The organism is Shewanella spartinae, from assembly GCF_019457555.1.
In the GTDB taxonomy this organism is placed as follows: Bacteria; Pseudomonadota; Gammaproteobacteria; order Enterobacterales; family Shewanellaceae; genus Shewanella; species Shewanella loihica.
Window position 1 is genome coordinate 3,296,196 of sequence record NZ_CP080418.1, and the last position, 20,194, is coordinate 3,316,389.

Below are 20,194 nucleotides of genomic sequence, written 5' to 3' on the forward strand. Positions count from 1 at the left end.
TTCCCCAGGAGTTTCCACCCTTTTCCCCGGTGTCATGGCTTTGGGTCTACTGCTAAGGAGTCGCCATGATCGTCAATATCAGTCCCAGAGGCAGTATGGATCAACTTTCCCAGCTGGAAGTTGATCGCCTCAAGCAAAACGCTAGCAGTGAACTCTACCAACTCTTTCGCAGCTGCTCCCTGGCGGTACTCGCCTCAGGATTAAAGAGCGACAACGCCTGCACCCTGTTTGAACAGTACAGTAACTTCAATATCAACGTGCTCAGGCGCGAGCGCGGCATCAAGATAGAGCTGGTCAATCCCCCCGAGGCCGCCTTCGTCGATGGCAACATCATCGCCGGGATCCAGGAGCATCTGTTTGCCGTCCTCAGGGATATCGTCTACCTCAGCGATCGCTACGACAATCTGAAACATATCAACCTGACCAACTCCAGCCATATCACCAACGTGGTGTTCGACATACTGAGAAACGCCCAGGTGATCCCCCGTCAGGATCCCAACCTAGTGGTCTGCTGGGGCGGCCACAGCATAGATGAAAACGAATACCAATACACCCGAGAGGTAGGTTACGAGCTGGGCCTGCGGAGCATGGATATCTGTACCGGCTGCGGCCCGGGTGCCATGGAGGGCCCCATGAAGGGCGCCGCCATCGGCCATGCCAAGCAGCGGGTGCGCACCGCCCGCTATGTCGGTCTGACCGAGCCCAGTATCATCGCCGCCGAGCCCCCCAATCAGATAGTCAACGAGCTGGTGATCTTGCCCGATATCGAGAAACGCCTTGAGGCCTTCGTCCGCCTGGGACACGGCATAGTGATCTTCCCCGGTGGCGCCGGCACCGCCGAGGAGCTGCTCTACCTGCTGGGGATCTTGCTCAACAAGGAAAATGCCAACATCCCCTTCCCCTTGGTGCTCACAGGTCCGAGGGAGAGCGCCGATTACTTTACCAAGATAGATGAGTTTGTCGCCGCCACCTTGGGCGAAGAGGCCCAGAGCAAGTATGAGATCGTCATCGATGATCCTGTGCGGGTCGCGCGGATCATGAGCCACGGCATGACAGTCATCAAGCAGCACCGCAGAGACACGGGCGATTCCTACCAGTACAACTGGTCGCTGAAGATAGAGCCCGAGTTTCAGCTGCCCTTCGTTCCCGATCATGAGATCATGAACAACCTCAACCTCTACTTCCAGCCCAACAAGGCGGATCTTGCGGCCAACCTGCGACGCGCCTTTTCTGGTATAGTGGCGGGCAACGTCAAGATGGACACCATGCGAGAGATAGAGCGCTCCGGCCCCTTCGAGCTCAGGGGCGACAAGCAGCTGATGAAATTGATGGACACCCTGCTGCAGGCCTTCGTGGATCAGCAGCGCATGAAGCTACCCGGCAGTGCCTATGTCCCCTGCTATCGGATCGCCACTTAACCCTATGTTAGAGACAAGATGAACCGATTTTTAATCATAGATGGACTCAACCTGGTGCGGCGCATCCACGCCGCCCAGCCTAACGAGAACGATGTTAATGGCCTGCCGGAACGGGTCACCTCCGCCTGCCGTAAGCTGCTGAGCAAACACAACCCCAGCCATGTCACCCTGGTCTGGGATGGCGATGCCATCTCCTGGCGTAAGAAGCTCTATGACGACTATAAGAAGGGGCGCAAGCCCATGCCAGAGGCCTTGAGTCAAGCGCTGCCCGCCCTTAAGCAGCACCTCGCCGAGCGCGGCTTTCACTCCATCGACGCCATAGCCGAGGCCGACGATGTTATCGCCACCCTGGCCAGCAAGATGGTACAGGCCAAGGGAGAGGCGATCATTGTCTCCACCGACAAGGGCTTTACCCAGCTGCTTTCCCCCCAGATACAGCTGTGGGATCACTTCAATCAGCAGTCGATAACCATAGAAGATCGCGAGCGTCAGCTCGGCGTCGATAGGAGTCAGTTCATCGATTTTCTCGCCATGGCGGGCGACAGCGGCAACAAGATCCCCGGTATCCCGGGTATCGGCCCTAAGTCGGCCAGTGAGCTGCTAAAGACCTTCCGCACCCTGGCCAACGTCTACGCCTCCCTGGATAAGATAGGCGCTAAGCAGGCTAAGAAGCTCGAAGAGGGACGCTCGCTAGCGAGATTGAGCTATAAACTGGTGCAACTGCAGACCGATATCCCCCTCAATACCCGTCTGGCTAACTTCAGGGTCGAGCAGACGGCCAAGGCGTAAACATTCGCTTACTTATTTGTTGGCGTTCTCGCACCTGTAAGCAATAACGGTACTACCATACCTTTTTCATCTGCTTTATATTGTAAGCAATATGTTGCAGTGGTTTAATCCACTGCAGATACACCCGCAGCATGGAAGGATCCCAAGGTAAGATGAAATCTAAAGTTCCAGTGATCATAGGCTCAATCTTCGCGGCCTATCTGGCCTTTGTCGCCGTCGTCGTCCTGGTTTATGAACCCACGCCAGACGATATGGACTGGGAAGACAGACAGGCCTACAACAACGCCAAGTTAACCGAACTGTCCATAGGACAACCGATAGAACAGATCAAGACACTCATGGGTAAGGCCGATTTTTCCGAGGCCAAGAGCAGCAATCAAGATACCCTACAGGTACTCTTCTATCGCACCCATCACAGCAAGTCGGACGGCGAGACCACCCGCGACGAATGTACCCCGCTACTGTTTAAGAACAACAAGCTGATCGCCTGGGGCCAGGACACCTATCAGCAATATCTCGACTCTCCCATCGGCGGCTAACCGCCAAGATAGAACAGGCGCTGTTACAACCAGCGCCTGACACTCAATAGATACGCCCCATACTCCTTAGGAAACTTTGCCAGCAGGTAGACCTCCTCACGGCGGATCGCCAACCAATAGACCCCGAAACAGGCGGGCAAGGTGCTGAGCAATAACCAAGGGGAGGCTAATAAGAGCCCTAATCCAATGGGAAAGCCGCAGAAGGCCAAATAGATGGGATTGCGGCTATAACGATAATAGCCAGAGGTGATAATGCTGGAGGTAGGCTTCCAGGGCTCGATGGCGGTCTGACGTCGCCTGAAAATGAGCATTATATGCAGCAAGACTAAGCTAGTTGCCAGCAGCAAGGCGCCACCGGCTATCTGACCTATGGGGTGACTCGTCAGCCCCATGGGATAGCGCCACTCTAAGGCCAAAGCCAGGCCCATGGAGATGATAAAGATCAAGGGCGGCGGCACCCTGACGCTGGCGCCCTTGCTGTCGGTATCTGTCATGTCCTGCTCCATATTGTTTCGCTCTCCTTAATCCTTTAATTCCTCAAACACCCAGACGCTTAATTATCTTAGGGTGCAGCACACTATTAAGATACACCATAAAAAAGCCGGGCTAGGCCCGGCTTAAGGTATACAAGTTGGGCTTAGCCCGCCTTCTTATACTCTTGATAGGCCTCTCCCTCAGACAGCCACTTAGGCGCTGGCTTGCCCTTCAGGTAGTGATCGAAGTATTGCATCATGCGCAGGCTATAGTCGACCTTGTTAGGGTATTTTTTCAGGTGATGTGGCTCATCCTGATACTGGAGGAACACCACATCCTTACCCGCACGGCGCATCGCCAGATACAGCTCAACCCCTTGCTCCCAAGGCACTGCGTCGTCTTTGTCGCCAAACATGATCATCATAGGCGTCTTGATCCGCTCGACATAGAAGACGGGGGAGTTTTCGATATATTTCTGCGGCGCCTTAAACAGGCTCTCACCGATACGGCTCTGTCCCGTCTCATATTGGAACTGACGCGCAAGCCCAGTGCCATGACGAATGCCGCTGTAGGCGCTGGTCATGTTAGATACAGGCGCGCCGGTGACCGCCGCCTTGAAGATAGAGGTCTGTGTCACGGCAAAGGCGGTCTGGTAACCGCCCCAGGAGTGACCCTGGATGCCCACGCCATCGGGATCGGCGATGCCCATATCGATAAGCTTCTGCACCCCAGAGGTCAGCGCCTGAACCGAGCTTGCACCTGGATAACCCACCTCGAAACGGATATCTGGCAGGAAGATGGCGTAGCCGTTATCGGCATACCAGGCGAAGTTTGGTCTGTGGTTCAGCTTCATGTCTGGGAAGGCATGCAGTCTGTCGCTCATGAAACGGTAGAAATAGACCAGCACAGGGTAGCGCTTACCGGCCACATAGTTAGAGGGCTTGATCAGCATGCCATCGAGCGGCTTGCCATCACCATTGGTCCAGTGCACCAACTCGGCCTTACCCCAATCGAGCTGACGCTTCTGGTCGTCGAGACGGGTCTGGCGGATCGCCTGCTCAGGGCTTTGCAGATCGCTGGCGTAGAGATCCGGGTAGAGATCATAACGCTCCTTAGAATACAGCACCTTATCACTCTCTTCGGCGCGGGCCAGCAGCTTGAGCTTATAGTCGCCCTCCATCAGCGGCTTGACGCCAGAGACGCCCACCTTGGCGCTGTAGAAACCGTCGCCCTTGGTGCGCTCGTTATAGCCATGCAGTAGCAGGCTCTGATCCGCCTTTAGCAGATCCGGCTTGTCCGCCTTGTCTAGCAAGCCCGTAACGCGATACTGGATCTGCGCCTTACGTCCCTTGGCGGCCGTGATACGAAACGCATCGCGAGAGTCGGTATTGAACTGCCAGATATCATACTTATCGTAGGCCAGGAAGGCCGAACCATCTTCGAGCCAAGGGCCTAGTCCATAGCTTGGCGCCACAGACGGATAGTCATGATCTTCATCGGCAAACGGCGTCTTGAAATCTTTGGTCAGCTTGACCCGGCTATCCTGAGCGATCTGATACAGGAAGATATTGCCCTGCTGATAATAGGCCACGAAGCGCTCGTTAGGCGACAGCGACGGCTTCTCGGAAACAGGTTGCTGAACGAGAAACGCCTGCTTGCGCCCAGTATTGAGATCCACCAGATAATAGTCGCGGTAGAAACCGGCCCAGGTGATCATCTTAAGGTAAGGCACATCTGTGCTGGCGAGCATGAAGCGCTGCTGCTGACCAAGCTCAATATCCGGCACCGCCTGATCGGCCAGCTGCACCACCTGCTTAGAGCCAAGGTGTAACACCGCCAGATAGGTGCGTTTCAATTCTTTCTTGTACTGCTTGACCTCGTTTGGCTTGATACGTGGGTCGTCCCCATGCCAAACCCTGAGTTCGCGCTGGCCTGTGATCACCTCAGGATCATAGAGATCGTCCGCCTTGGCCACCTTAGGCAGCTCTAGCTGCTGACTCACCTCGGGCACACGGCCGAAGAACAGACGCTTACTGTCCTCGGAGAAGGTCAGCTCGCTGTAACGGTTAAGGGTCCACTCTTTGGCGTTGGCCACCTGATGCAACTTGTCGCTACCCACTTGATGCAGGGCGAGATGATATTCACGACCCCAGGGCGCATCGCCGGCCTTACCATAGGTGAAGGCAACATATTTGCCATCTTCGCTGGCCGATACGGCGCCTACTTGTTGATCCACATAACCGGCAATCACCTGCAGCTCACCGCTGGCAAGATCCATACGCTGCACTCTGTGCAGATTGTTGGCGATATCGTTTTGTGCCACCACCAGCTGGCGACCCGCCTTATCGAAATAAAAGGCGGTCACATGGGCGATTTTCTCACTCTTACCCGCCTTCAGGTTCACCACCTCTAAGGTGCGGCCCTTGTCATACTTATCGACTTTGGGCTTCTTGGCAGCGAGTGCAGGCTTAGCCTCGTTATTCTTGTCGTTAGCTTCCGGCTCATCTTTCTTATCGCTATCGGCCTCTTCACCTGCCTCATACCAGATGGCCAGATGAGTCCCGGCATCGTTAAAGGCAAACTCCTTCACCTTGTCATAACGGGTCTCTTTGCCAGATTGAGTGTCCAGCAGCGCCAGACCGGCCTTAAGTTTCTTGCGGGCCTTGGGGCTGGCTTTTTCCTGCTCGAGCAAGGCTGGCGCGATGGCAAAGGCGGCGAAACGGCCATCATGGCTGATCAGCGGCTTGCTGCCACCCGCCACGGTAAAACTTTGCTCGCTGCCTAGGCGCTTCACCATGCCGTGACTGTCTCCCCTGTCGGGACTGACCTCGACGGCAAAGGCACTGCCATTGGCGGCGAGCACTGGCTTATTGAGAGATTCGAATTTCATGATGACATCGGGTGTCACATCGGCGCTGAAGGCGGCGCAAGAAAAGAGACTGGCACACAAGAGGGATAGGGTCGGTAATGGCTTCAAGGTCTTCCTCGTTTTTAACTTATTATTAACGGATGCAGCTTGTCATTAACGGATGTAGCCTGGGTTATTAGACTAAAGTAGACTTTTTTAACGCTTAAGGATCAATCATCGTCATTAGCCTTTGTTATTGCAAGTTAGCCTACACAAAAAAACGTGAGATTGCTCACTATTTCCTGTGAAATTTGCGCAAAAGTAGTTAAAATAAGACCGATAAGATTCTAAAAATTCATAGTCATAACACCGTGTCTTTCGACATGGTCAGACAATAGCAGTAACGACCAACCGTGGAAGGACTCTCCATGTCAAAAAGAACTATTACCGTTATCCCGGGTGATGGGATTGGCCCAAGCATAATCGACTCAGCAATCAAGATCTTAGATAAAGCTGGATGTGATTTCGAATACGAATTTGCCGATGCTGGCCTAGCCGCACTTGAGAAGCAAGGTGAACTTCTACCTCAACGTACATTGGATATGATCGAGAAGAACCGTATCACGCTGAAAGGGCCACTAACGACCCCTGTCGGCGAAGGTTTCACCTCAATCAACGTCACTTTACGTAAAAAATTCGGCTTATATGCCAACGTACGCCCTGTATTGTCTTTTAAAGGCACTCAGGCACGTTATGACAACATCGACATCATCACGGTACGTGAAAACACCGAAGGCATGTACTCAGGCCTAGGTCAAACCGTTTCAGAAGATGGTGCGACGGCGGAAGCCACCAGTATCATTACCCGTCAGGGTGCCGAGCAGATCACTACCTTCGCTTACGAGCTAGCGCGCAAAGAGGGTCGTAAGAAGGTGACTATCGTTCACAAGGCTAACATCATGAAGTCGACCTCAGGCCTGTTCCTGAAGGTAGCTCGTGAAGTAAGCCAGCGTTACCCAGACATCACCACTGAAGAGATGATTGTCGACGCGACCTGCATGAAGCTGGTGATGAACCCAGAAAACTTCGACGTGATCGTCACCACCAACCTGTTCGGCGACATCCTATCGGATCTGTGTGCCGGTCTGGTGGGCGGCCTGGGTATGGCACCTGGCGCCAACATCGGCAAGAACGCGGCGATCTTCGAAGCGGTACACGGCAGCGCGCCAGATATCGCAGGTAAGAACCTGGCTAACCCAACGTCAGTGATCCTGGCATCAATCCAGATGCTGGAATACCTGGGCATGTCAGACAAGGCACAAGCCATTCGCGCGGCGGTTTCTGCCGTGATCGAAGAAGGCGATCGCACGACTCGCGACCTTGGCGGTACTCACGGTACTTCTGACTTCACTCAGGCGGTACTCGAGCGTCTGTAATAGACCAAGTAAGCCGTAAGCGAATAAGCTAAAACAAAAAGCCCCGCAATCGCGGGGCTTTTTATTATCCGAAAATTCGGTAGTTAACCGACATTTCTTAAGTTAACCAATGATTCTGTTGTGAACCATGGATCCTGTTATTAACCAAAATTAAAACCGACGCTAGGTTTCAGCCAGAGATGCACTGTCACCTCATCTCTGTCGTGGTACAGATGCTTACAGGCCAGGTGGAAGTCGTCGATACCATTTTCCCTTAGCACCTCTTGCATGGTCTCCAGGATGGTCGATACCTCTTTGTAGCGGCTCTTCATCGGCAGCTTAAGGTTAAATATCGCTTCCTTGAACCAGCCGTTGATCGCCCAGGCCTCCATCAGCTCCGCTACTCGCGAGGGCTTCTCAACCATGTCGCACACCAGCCAGTAGATATTCTTCTTAGGCGGTTCGAAACGGAAACCGTCGGCCTGATAGTGTCTCACCTGCCCGGTGTCCATCAGGTTTTGCGCCATGGGGCCGTTGTCCACCGCCGCCACAAACATGCCGCGGCGCACCAGCTGATAGGTCCAGCCTCCTGGGCAGGCGCCGAGATCCACAGAGTTCATGCCGCTGCGCAGACGCTGCTCCTGCTCCGACTTAGGGATAAAGTGAATGAAGGCCTCGTCCAGCTTGAGGGTCGAGCGGCTCGGCGCATCGCTGGCCATCTTGAGTCTGGGGATCCCCATGAAATAGGGCGAGCTGTTGTGGCTCAGGGAGTAGCCCACATAGGCGGTACCCGGCCCGACAAAACAAACATGTATGATAGGACGCTTAGGGTTTTCCTTCTCAAGCAGGGCGCCGCTGCGTTTCAGCGCCTGTCTCAAAGGCACGGTTAACTTACGACAGAAGGTCGATAGCTCCTTGGCCTCATTGGTATCTGGCGTCTCGACTCTGAGCTCGCCCGCCTTGCTCACCTTAGCCAGGGCATCGACGATGGGCGTGACGCGATCCCCTTCGGGCAGATCTTTGAGCAACTCATTGGCGGCAAACATCTGACGGGTGAAGATCAAGGAGTCCAGCTCGATCTGCTCGGCCAACAGATCGGCATCTCCCGCCTGGAAGCACTGAAAAATCACGTAACCATCGTTACGATTAGTCTTTACAAAGCCGCCAACATTCAGCTCCGCGGCTCGCTGCTGGATCTCGGCGGCGCAGTCTTTCTCGTAGCCGGCACGGCAATATAAAAATAGGTTTATCATAGGAAGATCCTGAATAAAAAATGGCGACCCATATCATTGGGGCGCCATTCTACACTTTCTCGAAAATGAATACGATTATCTTAATGGCCGGTTAATCGTCCAGCTCCACCACGCGATTACGCCACACGGCCACCGCGATGAACAACCAACCCAGCAGGAAGCAGACGCCACCCATAGGCGTCACAGGGCCAGTCCACTTGCTACCCACCAACACGTAGAGGTAGAGGGAGCCGGAAAACATCACTATGCCCAACAGGAACAGGTAGCCCGCCCAGTCGATAAGGCGCGACTTGAGCCAGTGACCGCTAAAGGCCACGGCGATCAGTGCAAAGGTGTGATAAAACTGATACTCGACCCCTAGATTAAAGATGTCGATCATCTCTGGCGTGGTCACCTGCTTGAGTCCATGGGCGCCGAAGGCTCCCAGAGCCACGGCTAAAAAACCACTCAAGGCTGCCAGCAATAAAAACCCTTTACGCATCTAACCCCCTAATAAATTTAATACTGTGTGAGACTGCCAAATCCAGATTAGCGCTTTGGGTCGTGCCTGACGACTTTCTTGGTAGAAAACTATGATCGCCATCGGCTAACCATACTAGTTTGACCTTAAAAGGTGCAAGCCAAGGTTCGACCTGCCCCTTGGCGCCAAATTTATCGCGCTCCCCCTGTATCACCAGGAGCGGCGCCTGACACTCGGCGATAGGCTCGAGTCTGGGCTCGCCCCCTTTGGGCGGCACGAAGGGATAACCCAAGCAGATAACCCCATCGACGGCTTGCTCGCCAGCGAGTATCGCCGCCATGCGTCCGCCCATGGACTTGCCCATGACTATAAGGCGCTTGGGCTTATAGACCTCACGCACCGTCTCTAACAGCAGGCTAAAATCCTTAATCAGCTTAGGCGCCCTGTCCGGCGGCCTGCGCTTACCATCTATGGCGTTATTCCGCATGTAGGGAAAATTAAAGCGGATCACCCCAAGCCCCTGGCCTGCGAGACGCTCAGCCATCTGCGCCATGAAATCGTGTGCCATGTTGGCGCCAGCCCCATGGGCCAGCAACACTAAGGTATCGCAGGCCAGCGCATTGTCATCCAGCGGGCCCGAGATTAGGCACTGGCTCGCGGGCAACTCGGCCGCCTCGAGCCGCGCATTCAATTTTTGGGTAAAACTCATCTTGCCTCTTTATCTTTGGCTCACCACCCATAAAGGGCGTAGCCAGGTAATTCAATCGGGTTAGCCCGGCAGCAGCTCGCTGCGAGACTCCTCTTCGAACATGTCCAGCATCCACTTTCTGAAAGCGACTATCTTACCTATCTCGGCGTGGTTTTGCTGGCACACCAGGTAATAGGCGTTCTTACTCACCAACACCTCGGGGAAAGGACACACCAAGCGCCCGGCCTTGATGTCGGGACGGGCCAATACGCTGTAACCCAAGGCGACCCCCTGACCGTGAGCGGCAGCCTGCAATACCAGGGAGGAGTGACTGAAGATAGGACCCTGGTTCACATTAATGTCATTAATTCCACATTGTCTAAACCAAGCCTGCCAATCATGACGGCTGGAGTCGTGCAGCAGGGTGTGATGTTTCAGGTCGCTCGGCTGAGATAACGGCTTGGGGCCGCTGAGCAACATGGGCGAACAGACAGGGATCAATACCTCGTTTCTCAGCTTATCGGCGCGCAGCCCTGGCCAGTTGCCCATGCCGTAATAGATGGCCACATCCACGTCGTCGGTCAGGCTGCTGGTCTCATCGTCCACCGCCTTGATCCGCACGTCGATGTCGGGATTATTCTCGCTGAAATTCGCCAATCGCGGCACCAGCCACTGAATGGCGAAACTGGGCGAAGTGCTTACCGTGAGCGAGCCTATGGCGCTTCGGGCCAGCAATCTGTCGGTGGCATCGGCCAATTGCACAAAGATATCTTTTATGTCGAGAAAGTAGCCCTGCCCCTCTTCGGTCAGCAGCAAAGATCGGTTCTTACGACGAAAGAGCTTTAGCCCTAAATATTCTTCTAATGCCTTAATCTGATGGCTTACTGCGGCCTGTGTCACAAAAAGTTCTTCCGCGGCGCGCGTAAAGCTTAAGTGACGGGCTGCAGCCTCGAAAGCCTTCACCGCATTCAATGGAGGTAAACGTCTCGACATAGTGATCCTTGTCTCACATTTTAATTAGTTTTTCTAATCCGTATTGTTACATTTTATCGTTTGTAAAGGGAAGGGGTTTTGGTTAAATTTTGCGCCAACGAAATGATTGAAGTTAGACAGCCTCTACGACGTATTTGGGGAGTGTCTGACACCCCAAGATATGCCGCCCGGAGGCGACCACTATGATTAACTTTAAAACTGTATTTGCCATCGCACTGCTCTCAGCCTCAACCGCTGCCACTGCCGATGAAATCGTTATCGATACCACAGACCTGCATGCCGCCATCAGCGCGCAACTGGCCGAAGGCTTAGAGCAGATGCAACAAGATCTGAATGAAGACCTCAACGCCATTCTGGTTGCTCAGAAAGACGAGCAGGCGGACACCAGCGTCAGCGCCCAGCGCGCCGAGTAATCGCCAGCCGGCAACTAGCAATAGCCAGCAGTTAACAATAGTCTGCAGCTACCGATAGCCAGCTGCAAACACTAAGCAACAAGCCGCGTCTTATGATGCGGCTTTTTTATGCCCACCAGCTTTAAGCCCACCAACACAGCTAACCCATCTCTGGCAGTAAAGGCGAGACCGACCCGCCAGATACGTTACGTGAGAAGCTAAACAGATCCAAGGTTTTATACCGCTATGGGTGAAAGTTCTCCATAGAAACAGCCCATAAAAAAGGCCGCCCACTGGCAGCCTTAATCTCGAATGCTTGGCTCTCTAATACTTAGCTTTCTAATACTTGGCTCTCTAAAGAGAGCCACTTAAAGCCATTATGCGGGGCGATAGACCTTCACATTATGATAGCCCTGCTCCTGCAGGTAGAGCGCCTGTAGCTTGCTCATGACGCCTCTGTCGCAATAAAGCAGATAGGTCTTCTCTTTATCGAGATCGGCAAACTGGGTCGCCAACTTGAAGAAAGGAATACACTTCACCTCGATGCCGTTAAGGCTAAGCGGGCTCTGCTCCTCCTCTTCTGGCGAGCGGATATCAACCACAACCTCACCACCGGATACCGCATCGACGGTTTCAGTCTCGGTGATCTTGGTATCCATGCTGACGGCGATATCGCGAATATCGATCACCTCAGCGGCTTCCACCACGCGGTCGATCAAGTCTTCGGAGAACTTCTCCTCCTCGGCGAGGATCTTACCCATCACAGCCTTCACCGTAGGCTTCTGTGAGATCACGCCACAGTATTCAGGGATAGACTTGGCAAAGTCTTCGGTGCCGATCTCGCGGGTCATGTTGATAATATCTTGCTTATCCATCACGATCAGCGGACGCAGAATCAGCATATCTGTGCTGCGGTCGATCACATTCAGGTTGGTCAGAGTCTGGCTGGACACCTGCCCCATCGCCTCACCCGTCACCAGCGCCTGAATGCCCATCTTCTCGGCGATACGGCTGGCGGCGCGCATCATCATGCGCTTAAGGATAACGCCCATCTGGCCGTTATCTATCTTCTCTAGGATCTCCTGCACCACAGGATCGAATGGCACTGAGATAAATTTCACCTTGTGCGACTCGCCATACTTCTGCCACAGATGATAGGCCACCTGCTTCACACCTATCTCGTGTTGGTCGCCGCCTAGGTTAAAGAAGCAGTAATGGGTACGAGAGCCGCGCTTGATAAACTGGAAGCTGGAGACCCCAGAGTCGAAACCACCTGAGATCAGCGACAGCACATCTTCCTGGGTCGCCATAGGGAAACCGCCCAAGCCGTCGATACGTTTCTCCACCAGATAGAGATGCTCGTTGTCTATCTCTAGGTTTACCGTCATGTCGGGGTTCTTCAGCCTGACACCGGCCGCCTCGGTAAACTGGTTGAGTCCACCGCCCACGTAACGCTCCACCTCGATTGAGTTAAACTCATGCTTACCGCTACGCTTAACCCGCACACAGAAGGTCTTACCGGCCAGTTCATCTTTGTAGAGTGCCAGCGTCTGCTGATAGATATCGTCCACCGACTCGAAGGTGCTCTCACGCACCTGCAGCACATGGGCGATACCCGGAATACAGGCAAGACGCTCGGCATAACGCTCAATCATCTCAGGCTTGTCTTCTGGCACCCTGACCATGATCTTATCCCACTGACGCTGCACTCTGGCCTCTTCATCGACCTTGCGCAGCACATTTCGGATATTGGTTTCAAGCATCTTGGTAAAACGCATTCTTACCGGTTTGCTTTTCATCATGATTTCAGGAAAGAGTTTTACGATAAATTTCATGGGCGTTCCGCGGGAATAATTTTAAACAGCAATCTTGCCATTATACCAAGCCCGGTGCACAAATGCCCATAAATCAGCGACTCGGCAGGGATTTTCTGCCCTCGCCCCCTTAATGTGCGCAATATTTATTCAGCTTAGGATAATCCGCTCCGAAGAGAGTGGCTGAGGATAGGCTGGTAGAAATGAAAAGCGTCCACCGGTGTGGACGCCTTATCTGAAACTATTTGCCTTAAGTTAAGACCTAAATAGACAGGCTACTGCTCGACTTGAATCTCGTCTGACTCTTTCGGCTTGCCCTGCTCGATGGCAATTTCGACCCGGCGATTACGGGCGCGATTGGCGGCAGAGTCGTTCGGCACCAGCGGCGCCGTGCTGGCCATGCCCACCACCTTCATCCGCTGCTGATCGAAGCCGGGCACACGCACCAGCTCATGAGCCACGGCCACGGCGCGTTTACTGGAGAGATCCCAGTTAGAGCTGTAGAGCTCGTTGCTGATATTCATATCATCCGTGTGACCGGATACGGTAATGATCCCCGGCACATCCTTGAGCAGCTCGCCCACACGGCGGATCACCGGCTTAAACCTTGGCTGTAGGAAGCCAGAGCCCGATGAGAAGGCGCCCTTCTCTCGGATACGTATGATGATCTGCTGCCCCAAGGACTCAATCTCGATCGCCCCGTCGACGATCTCCTTGTTGAGCTCCTGGGCCATCTTCTTCACTTGATCATTGATCTGATCCTGTGACGCGGCCTCCTGCTGCTGTTGCTTCGCCTGAGCCTCGGCATCAGCCTCTTCCTGAGCCGTCGATGAGGCCTCGCCGCCGCGCTGCTCACCGCGCTGCTGCTGCACGCCGCCGGCACTGTCGTCTTCACCTGCCTGCACCTCAATGGTGGGCTCGGTCATCTCATTGGTCTGCTGATTGATGATCTCGATGGGAGTGGGTTCTGGCTTACCGGGGCGAAACTCCAGCGCGATCACCGAGGTGCCCTTGGGAATATCTTTGACTTCAACCTTGTTCTGCACACCGAAGGCATACTTCATCGACCCGGCGATCTGCTTAAACTTCATCACGTCCATCTCGGAGAAGGCCAGCAGCAAGACGAAGAAACACATCAATAGCGACATGAGGTCGGCAAAGGTTGCCAACCACATGGGCGCCCCGGCGGGCGGACAATCGCATTTGACCTTCTTAGCCATCTGGCTATTCCCCGTCCGTCGTGTCTATATTCCGCTGTTTCTCCGAGAGATAGTTCTTCAAGAAGCCCTCGATAACCCTAGGGTTTTGACCGTCTTGAATGGCGAGTACCGCATCCATGATCAGGTTGCGGTTGAGCATCTCTTCGCCCATGCGCAGCGAGAGTTTATCGGCGATCGGCAGGGCGATCATGTTGGCAATCACGGCGCCATAGAGCGTAGTCAACAAGGCCACCGCCATGGCGGGGCCGATAGACTTAGGGTCGTCCATATTAGACAGCATGGCCACCAGACCGATAAGGGTACCTATCATCCCCATGGCAGGTGCCACATCACCCAGCGCCTTGAAGATGCTGATCCCCGTTTTATGGCGCTCTTCGGTAAGGGCGATATCCTTCTCTAGGGCTTCGCGCACCACCTCGCCGTCATGGCCGTCCACCAACATGTCGACCGCCTTCTGCATGAAGCTGTTGCTGATCTCCGCCTCTTCCAGAGCCAGAAAGCCCCCCTTACGGGCAGCATCGGCCATGGTGACCGACTGCTCGATCAACTCGTCCGGCTTATCTATCTTGAACATAAAGGCTTTTGCGGCGATCTTGACCGCACCGAGGAACTGTTTGAGGTTAAATTTCATCATCACCACAAACAGAGAGCCTATCATCACGATAAGCACAGAGGGCACGTCAACAAAGATGGCGATACCACCACTGCTGACCATAGCTCCGATAATAAAACCAAATGCACCAATCAGGCCTATCAGGGTCGCTAAATCCACAACTCTTCCTCATTTACAGTATCGGCCGTTGCTAATACCTTGATCTCGGGATCAAGCTCTCAGTCAACACCATAATCATCTCGAGACAGGTCTCTACTCTACTCACTCTTGCAATGAAAGGCATCTCCCAGGACCTGGACGACGACACAAAAGTCGTCAATTAGACGGGAATTCGCCTAACCGCAGACGGGAGTTTACGATATAATATCTGACAAAATTGAGTATTGTTCTAATTCAATTATCGGACAGCTTACACGCAAGTTTAGCTACAAATTCAATTTTTTATAAAAAAACCTCCTTAAAGCGTGCTATTGCACAAATATACGACAGCGCAATTTGACCCCTAGGGTCGACTGAGATACTTTGTCTGTCGCTAAATTCTTGGGAAAATCACCGTGGCCAAAAAACCTGAAAACCTGACCTTCGAAGAGTCACTCACAGAATTAGAAAACATCGTAACCAGCCTGGAGCAGGGCGATGTCTCTCTGGATGACGCCCTCAAACAATTTGAGCGCGGCATCAATCTGGTCAGAAACAGCCAAGGCAAACTCGAACAGGCCCAACAGAAAGTCTCTATCTTGACCCAGGAACAAGATCAACCCAGCTTGCAACCCTATCTGCCAGAGGGCGAATAATTGCTAAATGAAGCGATAACGCGATACCAGCAGCGCGTCGACGGCCAGCTGCGCCATTTTATCAATGCACAAGACGATACCGAGCCACAACTCAAGGCCGCCATGGAACACGGCGCCCTGATTGGCGGCAAACGTATCCGCCCCTTTCTGGTCTACGCCGTGGGCGAGATGCTGGGTGTACCACTGGAAAGGCTAGATGCCTGCGCCGCCGCCATCGAATGTATTCATGCCTACTCGCTGATCCACGACGATCTACCGGCGATGGACGACGACGCCCTGCGCCGCGGCCAGCCGACAGTGCATATCGCCTTTAATGAGGCCACCGCCATCCTGGCCGGCGATGCCCTGCAAACCTTGGCCTTCGAGATCATCAGCCAGGAAGGCAGCGAGCTGAGTGCCAGCCAACAACTGGCCATGGTGCGCGCCCTTGCCAAGGCATCTGGCTACAGCGGCATGTGTGGTGGTCAGGCGATGGATCTTAACGCCACCGACAGACAGATAGATCTCGAGACCCTAAAGCGGTTACACAGATTAAAAACCGGCGCCTTGATTCGCTGTGCAGTAGAATTACCTATCATTGCTGCCAAGGTCACAGATGAGCAAGCGAGCCATCTGTTAACATTTGCCGACGCCATCGGCCTCGCCTTCCAGGTACAAGACGACGTGCTGGACATCATCGCCAGTACAGAAGAGCTGGGTAAGCCCCAGGGCTCGGACTGCGAATCGAACAAGAGTACCTATCCGAAACTACTCGGTTTATCCGGGGCCCAAGCGACTGCGAAAAGTTTGATCGAAGACGCCCTATCAGCGCTGGCTAAATTACCATACAATAGCCAGTTAATTGCCGAATTCGCCCGTTTTATCATAGAGCGAAGAGTATAATAAAGAGCCAAAGAATCTCGCTATGAGTTTGGATATTACGAAATACCCTGTGCTGGCACAGGCCGACACCCCAGATGAATTAAGACAGCTTCCCCAGGGTGTGCTACCAAAACTTGCTGACGAACTCAGAAGTTATCTCCTACAGTCGGTAGGCATCTCCAGTGGCCACTTCGCTTCTGGCCTGGGCACGGTCGAGCTGACGGTTGCCCTGCACTATGTCTACAACACCCCGTTCGATCGCCTGATCTGGGATGTAGGCCACCAGGCCTATCCCCATAAGATCCTCACGGGTCGCCGGGACAAGATGCCTACCATACGCCAAAAAGGCGGCATTCACCCCTTCCCATGGCGGGAAGAGAGCGAATATGACACCTTCAGCGTGGGTCACTCAGGCACCTCTATCAGTGCGGCGCTGGCCATGGCCGTTGCCGCCGAGAAGGAACAGGCTGGCCGCAAGGTCGTGGCGGTCATCGGCGACGGCGCCATGACGGGCGGCATGGTATTTGAGGCCATGAACCACGCCGGCGATCTACACAACGACATGCTGGTCGTGCTCAATGACAACGAGATGTCGATCTCCGAGAACGTCGGTGCGCTGAACAACCACTTGGCGCAACTGATGTCGGGCCGTCTCTACACCACCATTCGCGAAAACAGCAAGAAGGTGCTCAAGGGGATGCCCGTCATCAAGGAGATGGCCAAGCGCACCGAGGAGCATCTCAAGGGCATGGTCGTCCCCGGCACCATGTTTGAGGAGCTGGGCTTTAACTATATTGGCCCTATCGATGGCCATGATGTCGACGCCCTGGTCGAGACCCTGCGCAACATGCGTAACCTCTCCGGCCCGCAGATTCTGCACATCATGACCAAGAAGGGACGCGGCTACGAGCCGGCGGAGAAAGACCCCATCGGCTGGCACGCCGTGCCTAAGTTCGATCCTTCCACCTTTGCCAAGCCAGCCGCGAAACCGGCTAACCCCACCTTTTCTCAGGTGTTTGGTCGCTGGCTGTGCGACATGGCTCAGAAGGATGACAAGGTACTGGGGATCACCCCAGCCATGCGTGAAGGCTCAGGCATGGTGGAGTTCTCCCAGCGCTTCCCGAATCAGTATTTCGATGCGGCCATCGCCGAGCAGCATGCGGTGACTCTCGCCGCGGGCTTCGCCTGTGAGGGCTACAAGCCAGTACTGGCGATCTACTCCACCTTCCTGCAACGCGGCTATGATCAGCTGATCCACGACGTGGCGCTACAGAAGCTGCCGGTGATCTTCGCCATCGACCGTGGCGGCATCGTCGGCCCAGACGGCCCGACCCACCAGGGCGCCTTCGATCTCAGCTATATGCGCGCCATTCCTAACATGGTGATCATGGCGCCGTCGGATGAGAACGAATGTCGCCAGATGCTCTATACAGGCTACTGTTACAACGAGGGACCGACGGCGATCCGTTACCCACGTGGCAGCGCCACCGGCGAGCCTCAGGTCGAGACCATGACCGCCTATGAGATTGGCAAGGGCCTGATCAAGCGCGAAGGCAAGAAGATCGCCATCCTCAACTTCGGTACCACGCTGGCATCGGCGAGTCAGGCGGCCGAGGCGCTTGATGCCACCCTGGCAGACATGCGCTTCGTTAAACCGCTGGATGTGGAGCTGGTGAAACAGCTGGCCGCCAGCCATGATCTGCTGGTAACTGTGGAAGAGAACGCCATCATGGGCGGTGCAGGCTCGGGTGTACTCGAACTGCTGCAGCAGCTTAAGCTGCCTATGCCTGTGCTCAATATCGGCCTGCCCGATGAGTTTATCAAGCATGGCGAGTGCGGCGAGATCCTGGCCGAGTTACAGCTAGATGGCCCGGGCATCGAAGCGCAGATCCGCGCCTATCTGGCGGACTAAAATCCATTTTATGCGAACAAAAAAGGCCTCATATTGAGGCCTTTTTTATCGCTTTCTTTTACTGACTTAAATCAGCCTCAGCCAATTAAGCCTGAGTATCGACGCTGGCGCCGCCCTGAGATACCATCACCATGGCAGGACGCAACAGACGCTCGTTTAGCATATAACCTTTCTGCATCACCATCATCACGGTATTGGCCGGAAACTCCTCGCTAGGCTGCATACCGATCGCCTGGTGATGATCCGGATTAAAGGCTTCTCCTTGAGGATCGACCTGGGTCAGACCAAACTTGGCCACGGCGCTGGTGAAGGTCTTCAGGGTCAATTCAACCCCTTCGTAGATAGCCTTGGTGGCCTCATCTTCACTGCTGGTACCTTGTAGCGCGCGCTCCATGTTATCGATAACAGGTAGCAGCTCGTTGGCAAACTTCTCCAGGGCAAACTTATGGGCCTTCTCGACGTCGATGGCCGCACGGCGACGCACGTTCTCTACCTCGGCAGCGGCGCGGATCACAGAATCTTTCTGCTCTTCCACCTTAGCTTCGGCAGCCGCCAGGGCCTGCTCCAGCTCTTCAACTCGGAAATTAGCTTGGGTAAGCTCGTCCATCAAACTGGCTGCATCTTCAACCACCTCGGTTTCAACGGCTACAGCTTCGGTTTCTTCAATCTGTGGTTCTTGGGCTTTGTTTGACTCTTTGCTCATTGTTACTCCAGCTAAAAATGCTTTGTTTCTGCATGCTCTGGGCATATTATGGGGATCAAATTTGAGGTTTCAAGCCCTAAGGCATGGATCAAACAGAAATATGAGCAAAGCGTTTCACTCAATCGGCTTAATCGGCAAACCCCATCACTCAGGGACCCATAAGACCCTCAAACGTCTGCATCATTGGCTGACCATGCAGTCCTACGATGTTTATGTCGAAGAGCGGGTTGCCGCCGAGATAGGTCCACAGGTGAAATCCGTGGATCTGCTGCAGATTGGCGAGTATTGCGATCTGGCCATAGTGGTGGGCGGTGACGGTAACATGCTCGGCGCCGCACGGGTGTTAGCCCGCTTCGATATCGGCGTGATTGGCGTTAACCGCGGCAACCTGGGCTTTCTTACCGACCTGCCCCCAGATACCTTCGAAGAGGCCCTGGGCAAGGTGCTCCAGGGTGAGTATGAGACTGAGCACAGGTTCCTGCTGGAATCTGAGGTGCACAGACACGGCGAGATGAAGTCGAGCAACACAGCGGTCAACGAGGCGGTGCTCCACCCGGGCAAGATTGCCCACATGATCGAGTTCGAGGTCTATATCGACGACAAGTTCATGTACAGCCAGCGCGCCGACGGCATGATAGTCTCCACCCCAACGGGCTCGACCGCCTACTCGCTGTCTGCCGGTGGCGCCATACTGACGCCGAATCTGGAAGCCCTGATCCTGGTGCCAATGTTTCCCCATACCCTCTCCTGCCGCCCAATCGTAGTGGATGCCTGCAGCATCATTAAGCTGGTCGTATCGCCTGACAACGGCGACGCCCTGGAGGTGAGCTGCGATGGTCACGTCACATTACCTGTATTGCCGGGAGATGAGATCATCGTCAGGCGCAGTAAGGAGCGGCTCAGACTGATCCACCCCAAGGGCTACAACTACTTTCACGTGCTTAGAAACAAACTGGGCTGGGGCAGCAAGCTGTTTTAGGCCGCCAGTATCAATAAAAAGCCCGCATC

Annotated in this window: 19 protein-coding genes; 9 read left to right on the top strand and 10 right to left on the bottom strand. The window is 54.3% G+C overall.

Annotated features, from left to right (window positions below; genetic code table 11):
- The first annotated feature begins 65 nt into the window (after positions 1–65).
- The 3 genes from ppnN (at position 66) to K0I31_RS14355 (ending at position 2,746) form a co-directional block, all read left to right on the top strand.
- The gene (gene ppnN / locus K0I31_RS14345; RefSeq protein ID WP_220043027.1) at positions 66–1,418 is read left to right on the top strand and encodes a nucleotide 5'-monophosphate nucleosidase PpnN; all 1,353 of its coding nucleotides are present in this window, start codon (positions 66–68) and stop codon (positions 1,416–1,418) included.
- An 18-nt stretch (positions 1,419–1,436) separates the two neighbouring features.
- Positions 1,437–2,207 (top strand): flap endonuclease Xni, encoded by a 771-nt coding sequence (gene xni, locus K0I31_RS14350; RefSeq protein ID WP_220078826.1) that lies wholly within the window; start codon positions 1,437–1,439, stop codon positions 2,205–2,207.
- A gap of 152 nt (positions 2,208–2,359) precedes the next feature.
- Positions 2,360–2,746, top strand: a complete 387-nt coding sequence (locus K0I31_RS14355; RefSeq protein ID WP_144203755.1) for a DUF3192 domain-containing protein — start codon at positions 2,360–2,362, stop codon at positions 2,744–2,746.
- 23 nt (positions 2,747–2,769) lie between these two features.
- Here the strand turns inward: K0I31_RS14355 and K0I31_RS14360 are convergent, their stop codons facing one another.
- Together K0I31_RS14360 and K0I31_RS14365 are read right to left on the bottom strand one after the other, a co-directional pair.
- Positions 2,770–3,252: a methyltransferase family protein gene (locus K0I31_RS14360; RefSeq protein ID WP_220078827.1), complete on the bottom strand. Its 483-nt coding sequence runs from the start codon at positions 3,250–3,252 to the stop codon at positions 2,770–2,772.
- Between the two features lie 131 nt (positions 3,253–3,383).
- Positions 3,384–6,197, bottom strand: a complete 2,814-nt coding sequence (locus tag K0I31_RS14365) for an alpha/beta hydrolase family protein (protein WP_220078828.1) — start codon at positions 6,195–6,197, stop codon at positions 3,384–3,386.
- Positions 6,198–6,496: 299 nt separating this feature from the next.
- Here K0I31_RS14365 and K0I31_RS14370 point away from each other — a divergent pair, with 299 nt between their 5' ends.
- Positions 6,497–7,504 carry an isocitrate dehydrogenase gene (locus K0I31_RS14370; protein WP_011866557.1) on the top strand — a complete coding sequence of 336 codons (1,008 nt, stop codon included), beginning with the start codon at positions 6,497–6,499 and terminating at the stop codon, positions 7,502–7,504.
- 140 nt (positions 7,505–7,644) lie between these two features.
- Here K0I31_RS14370 and rlmM read toward each other — a convergent pair whose 3' ends face one another.
- The 4 genes from rlmM to K0I31_RS14390 form a co-directional block, all read right to left on the bottom strand.
- Positions 7,645–8,736, bottom strand: coding sequence for a 23S rRNA (cytidine(2498)-2'-O)-methyltransferase RlmM (gene rlmM / locus K0I31_RS14375; protein ID WP_220078829.1), 1,092 nt, complete (start codon positions 8,734–8,736; stop codon positions 7,645–7,647).
- A gap of 91 nt (positions 8,737–8,827) precedes the next feature.
- The gene (locus K0I31_RS14380) at positions 8,828–9,217 is read right to left on the bottom strand and encodes a DUF423 domain-containing protein (RefSeq protein WP_041509171.1); all 390 of its coding nucleotides are present in this window, start codon (positions 9,215–9,217) and stop codon (positions 8,828–8,830) included.
- The gene (locus K0I31_RS14385; RefSeq protein WP_220078830.1) at positions 9,210–9,905 is read right to left on the bottom strand and encodes an alpha/beta fold hydrolase; all 696 of its coding nucleotides are present in this window, start codon (positions 9,903–9,905) and stop codon (positions 9,210–9,212) included. The genes K0I31_RS14380 and K0I31_RS14385 overlap by 8 nt, the downstream gene beginning before the upstream one ends.
- Positions 9,906–9,965: 60 nt before the next feature.
- Entirely contained in the window at positions 9,966–10,877 is a 912-nt protein-coding gene (locus tag K0I31_RS14390; RefSeq protein ID WP_011866561.1) for a transcriptional regulator GcvA, read from the bottom strand.
- 182 nt (positions 10,878–11,059) lie between these two features.
- Between K0I31_RS14390 and K0I31_RS14395 the strand changes: the two genes are divergently transcribed.
- A complete protein-coding gene (locus K0I31_RS14395) occupies positions 11,060–11,290 on the top strand; it encodes a hypothetical protein (RefSeq protein WP_011866562.1) in 231 nt (76 codons plus the stop codon).
- 356 nt (positions 11,291–11,646) lie between these two features.
- Here the strand turns inward: K0I31_RS14395 and thiI are convergent, their stop codons facing one another.
- The 3 genes from thiI to pomA form a co-directional block, all read right to left on the bottom strand.
- Positions 11,647–13,104 (bottom strand): tRNA uracil 4-sulfurtransferase ThiI, encoded by a 1,458-nt coding sequence (gene thiI / locus K0I31_RS14400; RefSeq protein WP_220078831.1) that lies wholly within the window; start codon positions 13,102–13,104, stop codon positions 11,647–11,649.
- A 254-nt stretch (positions 13,105–13,358) separates the two neighbouring features.
- Complete coding sequence (locus tag K0I31_RS14405) at positions 13,359–14,303, bottom strand: flagellar motor protein MotB (RefSeq protein WP_220078832.1); 945 nt, start codon at positions 14,301–14,303, stop codon at positions 13,359–13,361.
- A 4-nt stretch (positions 14,304–14,307) separates the two neighbouring features.
- A complete protein-coding gene (gene pomA / locus K0I31_RS14410; RefSeq protein WP_220043035.1) occupies positions 14,308–15,075 on the bottom strand; it encodes a flagellar motor protein PomA in 768 nt (255 codons plus the stop codon).
- Positions 15,076–15,470: 395 nt separating this feature from the next.
- Between pomA and xseB the strand changes: the two genes are divergently transcribed.
- From xseB to dxs, 3 genes are read left to right on the top strand one after another with little or no spacing between them, the layout of a single operon-like run.
- Entirely contained in the window at positions 15,471–15,710 is a 240-nt protein-coding gene (gene xseB / locus K0I31_RS14415) for an exodeoxyribonuclease VII small subunit (protein WP_011866566.1), read from the top strand.
- Entirely contained in the window at positions 15,711–16,592 is an 882-nt protein-coding gene (gene ispA / locus K0I31_RS14420) for a (2E,6E)-farnesyl diphosphate synthase (protein ID WP_220078833.1), read from the top strand.
- A gap of 22 nt (positions 16,593–16,614) precedes the next feature.
- Positions 16,615–18,483, top strand: a complete 1,869-nt coding sequence (gene dxs / locus K0I31_RS14425) for a 1-deoxy-D-xylulose-5-phosphate synthase (RefSeq protein WP_220078834.1) — start codon at positions 16,615–16,617, stop codon at positions 18,481–18,483.
- Positions 18,484–18,568: 85 nt separating this feature from the next.
- On the opposite strand, the gene grpE is transcribed toward dxs, so the two are convergent.
- Positions 18,569–19,186, bottom strand: coding sequence for a nucleotide exchange factor GrpE (gene grpE, locus K0I31_RS14430; RefSeq protein WP_011866569.1), 618 nt, complete (start codon positions 19,184–19,186; stop codon positions 18,569–18,571).
- A 100-nt stretch (positions 19,187–19,286) separates the two neighbouring features.
- Between grpE and nadK the strand changes: the two genes are divergently transcribed.
- A complete protein-coding gene (nadK, locus tag K0I31_RS14435) occupies positions 19,287–20,165 on the top strand; it encodes an NAD(+) kinase (protein WP_011866570.1) in 879 nt (292 codons plus the stop codon).
- Positions 20,166–20,194 lie beyond the last annotated feature (29 nt).

Bases quoted from the DNA above. Each gene is read 5' to 3' on its own strand.
- ppnN (WP_220043027.1), top strand. From the start codon at position 66: ATGATCGTCAATATCAGTCCCAGAGGCAGTATGGATCAACTTTCCCAG.
- xni (WP_220078826.1), top strand. From the start codon at position 1,437: ATGAACCGATTTTTAATCATAGATGGACTCAACCTGGTGCGGCGCATC.
- K0I31_RS14355 (WP_144203755.1), top strand. From the start codon at position 2,360: ATGAAATCTAAAGTTCCAGTGATCATAGGCTCAATCTTCGCGGCCTAT.
- K0I31_RS14360 (WP_220078827.1), bottom strand. From the start codon at position 3,252: ATGGAGCAGGACATGACAGATACCGACAGCAAGGGCGCCAGCGTCAGG.
- K0I31_RS14370 (WP_011866557.1), top strand. From the start codon at position 6,497: ATGTCAAAAAGAACTATTACCGTTATCCCGGGTGATGGGATTGGCCCA.
- rlmM (WP_220078829.1), bottom strand. From the start codon at position 8,736: ATGATAAACCTATTTTTATATTGCCGTGCCGGCTACGAGAAAGACTGC.
- K0I31_RS14380 (WP_041509171.1), bottom strand. From the start codon at position 9,217: ATGCGTAAAGGGTTTTTATTGCTGGCAGCCTTGAGTGGTTTTTTAGCC.
- K0I31_RS14385 (WP_220078830.1), bottom strand. From the start codon at position 9,905: ATGAGTTTTACCCAAAAATTGAATGCGCGGCTCGAGGCGGCCGAGTTG.
- K0I31_RS14390 (WP_011866561.1), bottom strand. From the start codon at position 10,877: ATGTCGAGACGTTTACCTCCATTGAATGCGGTGAAGGCTTTCGAGGCT.
- K0I31_RS14395 (WP_011866562.1), top strand. From the start codon at position 11,060: ATGATTAACTTTAAAACTGTATTTGCCATCGCACTGCTCTCAGCCTCA.
- thiI (WP_220078831.1), bottom strand. From the start codon at position 13,104: ATGAAATTTATCGTAAAACTCTTTCCTGAAATCATGATGAAAAGCAAA.
- K0I31_RS14405 (WP_220078832.1), bottom strand. From the start codon at position 14,303: ATGGCTAAGAAGGTCAAATGCGATTGTCCGCCCGCCGGGGCGCCCATG.
- dxs (WP_220078834.1), top strand. From the start codon at position 16,615: ATGAGTTTGGATATTACGAAATACCCTGTGCTGGCACAGGCCGACACC.
- grpE (WP_011866569.1), bottom strand. From the start codon at position 19,186: ATGAGCAAAGAGTCAAACAAAGCCCAAGAACCACAGATTGAAGAAACC.
- nadK (WP_011866570.1), top strand. From the start codon at position 19,287: ATGAGCAAAGCGTTTCACTCAATCGGCTTAATCGGCAAACCCCATCAC.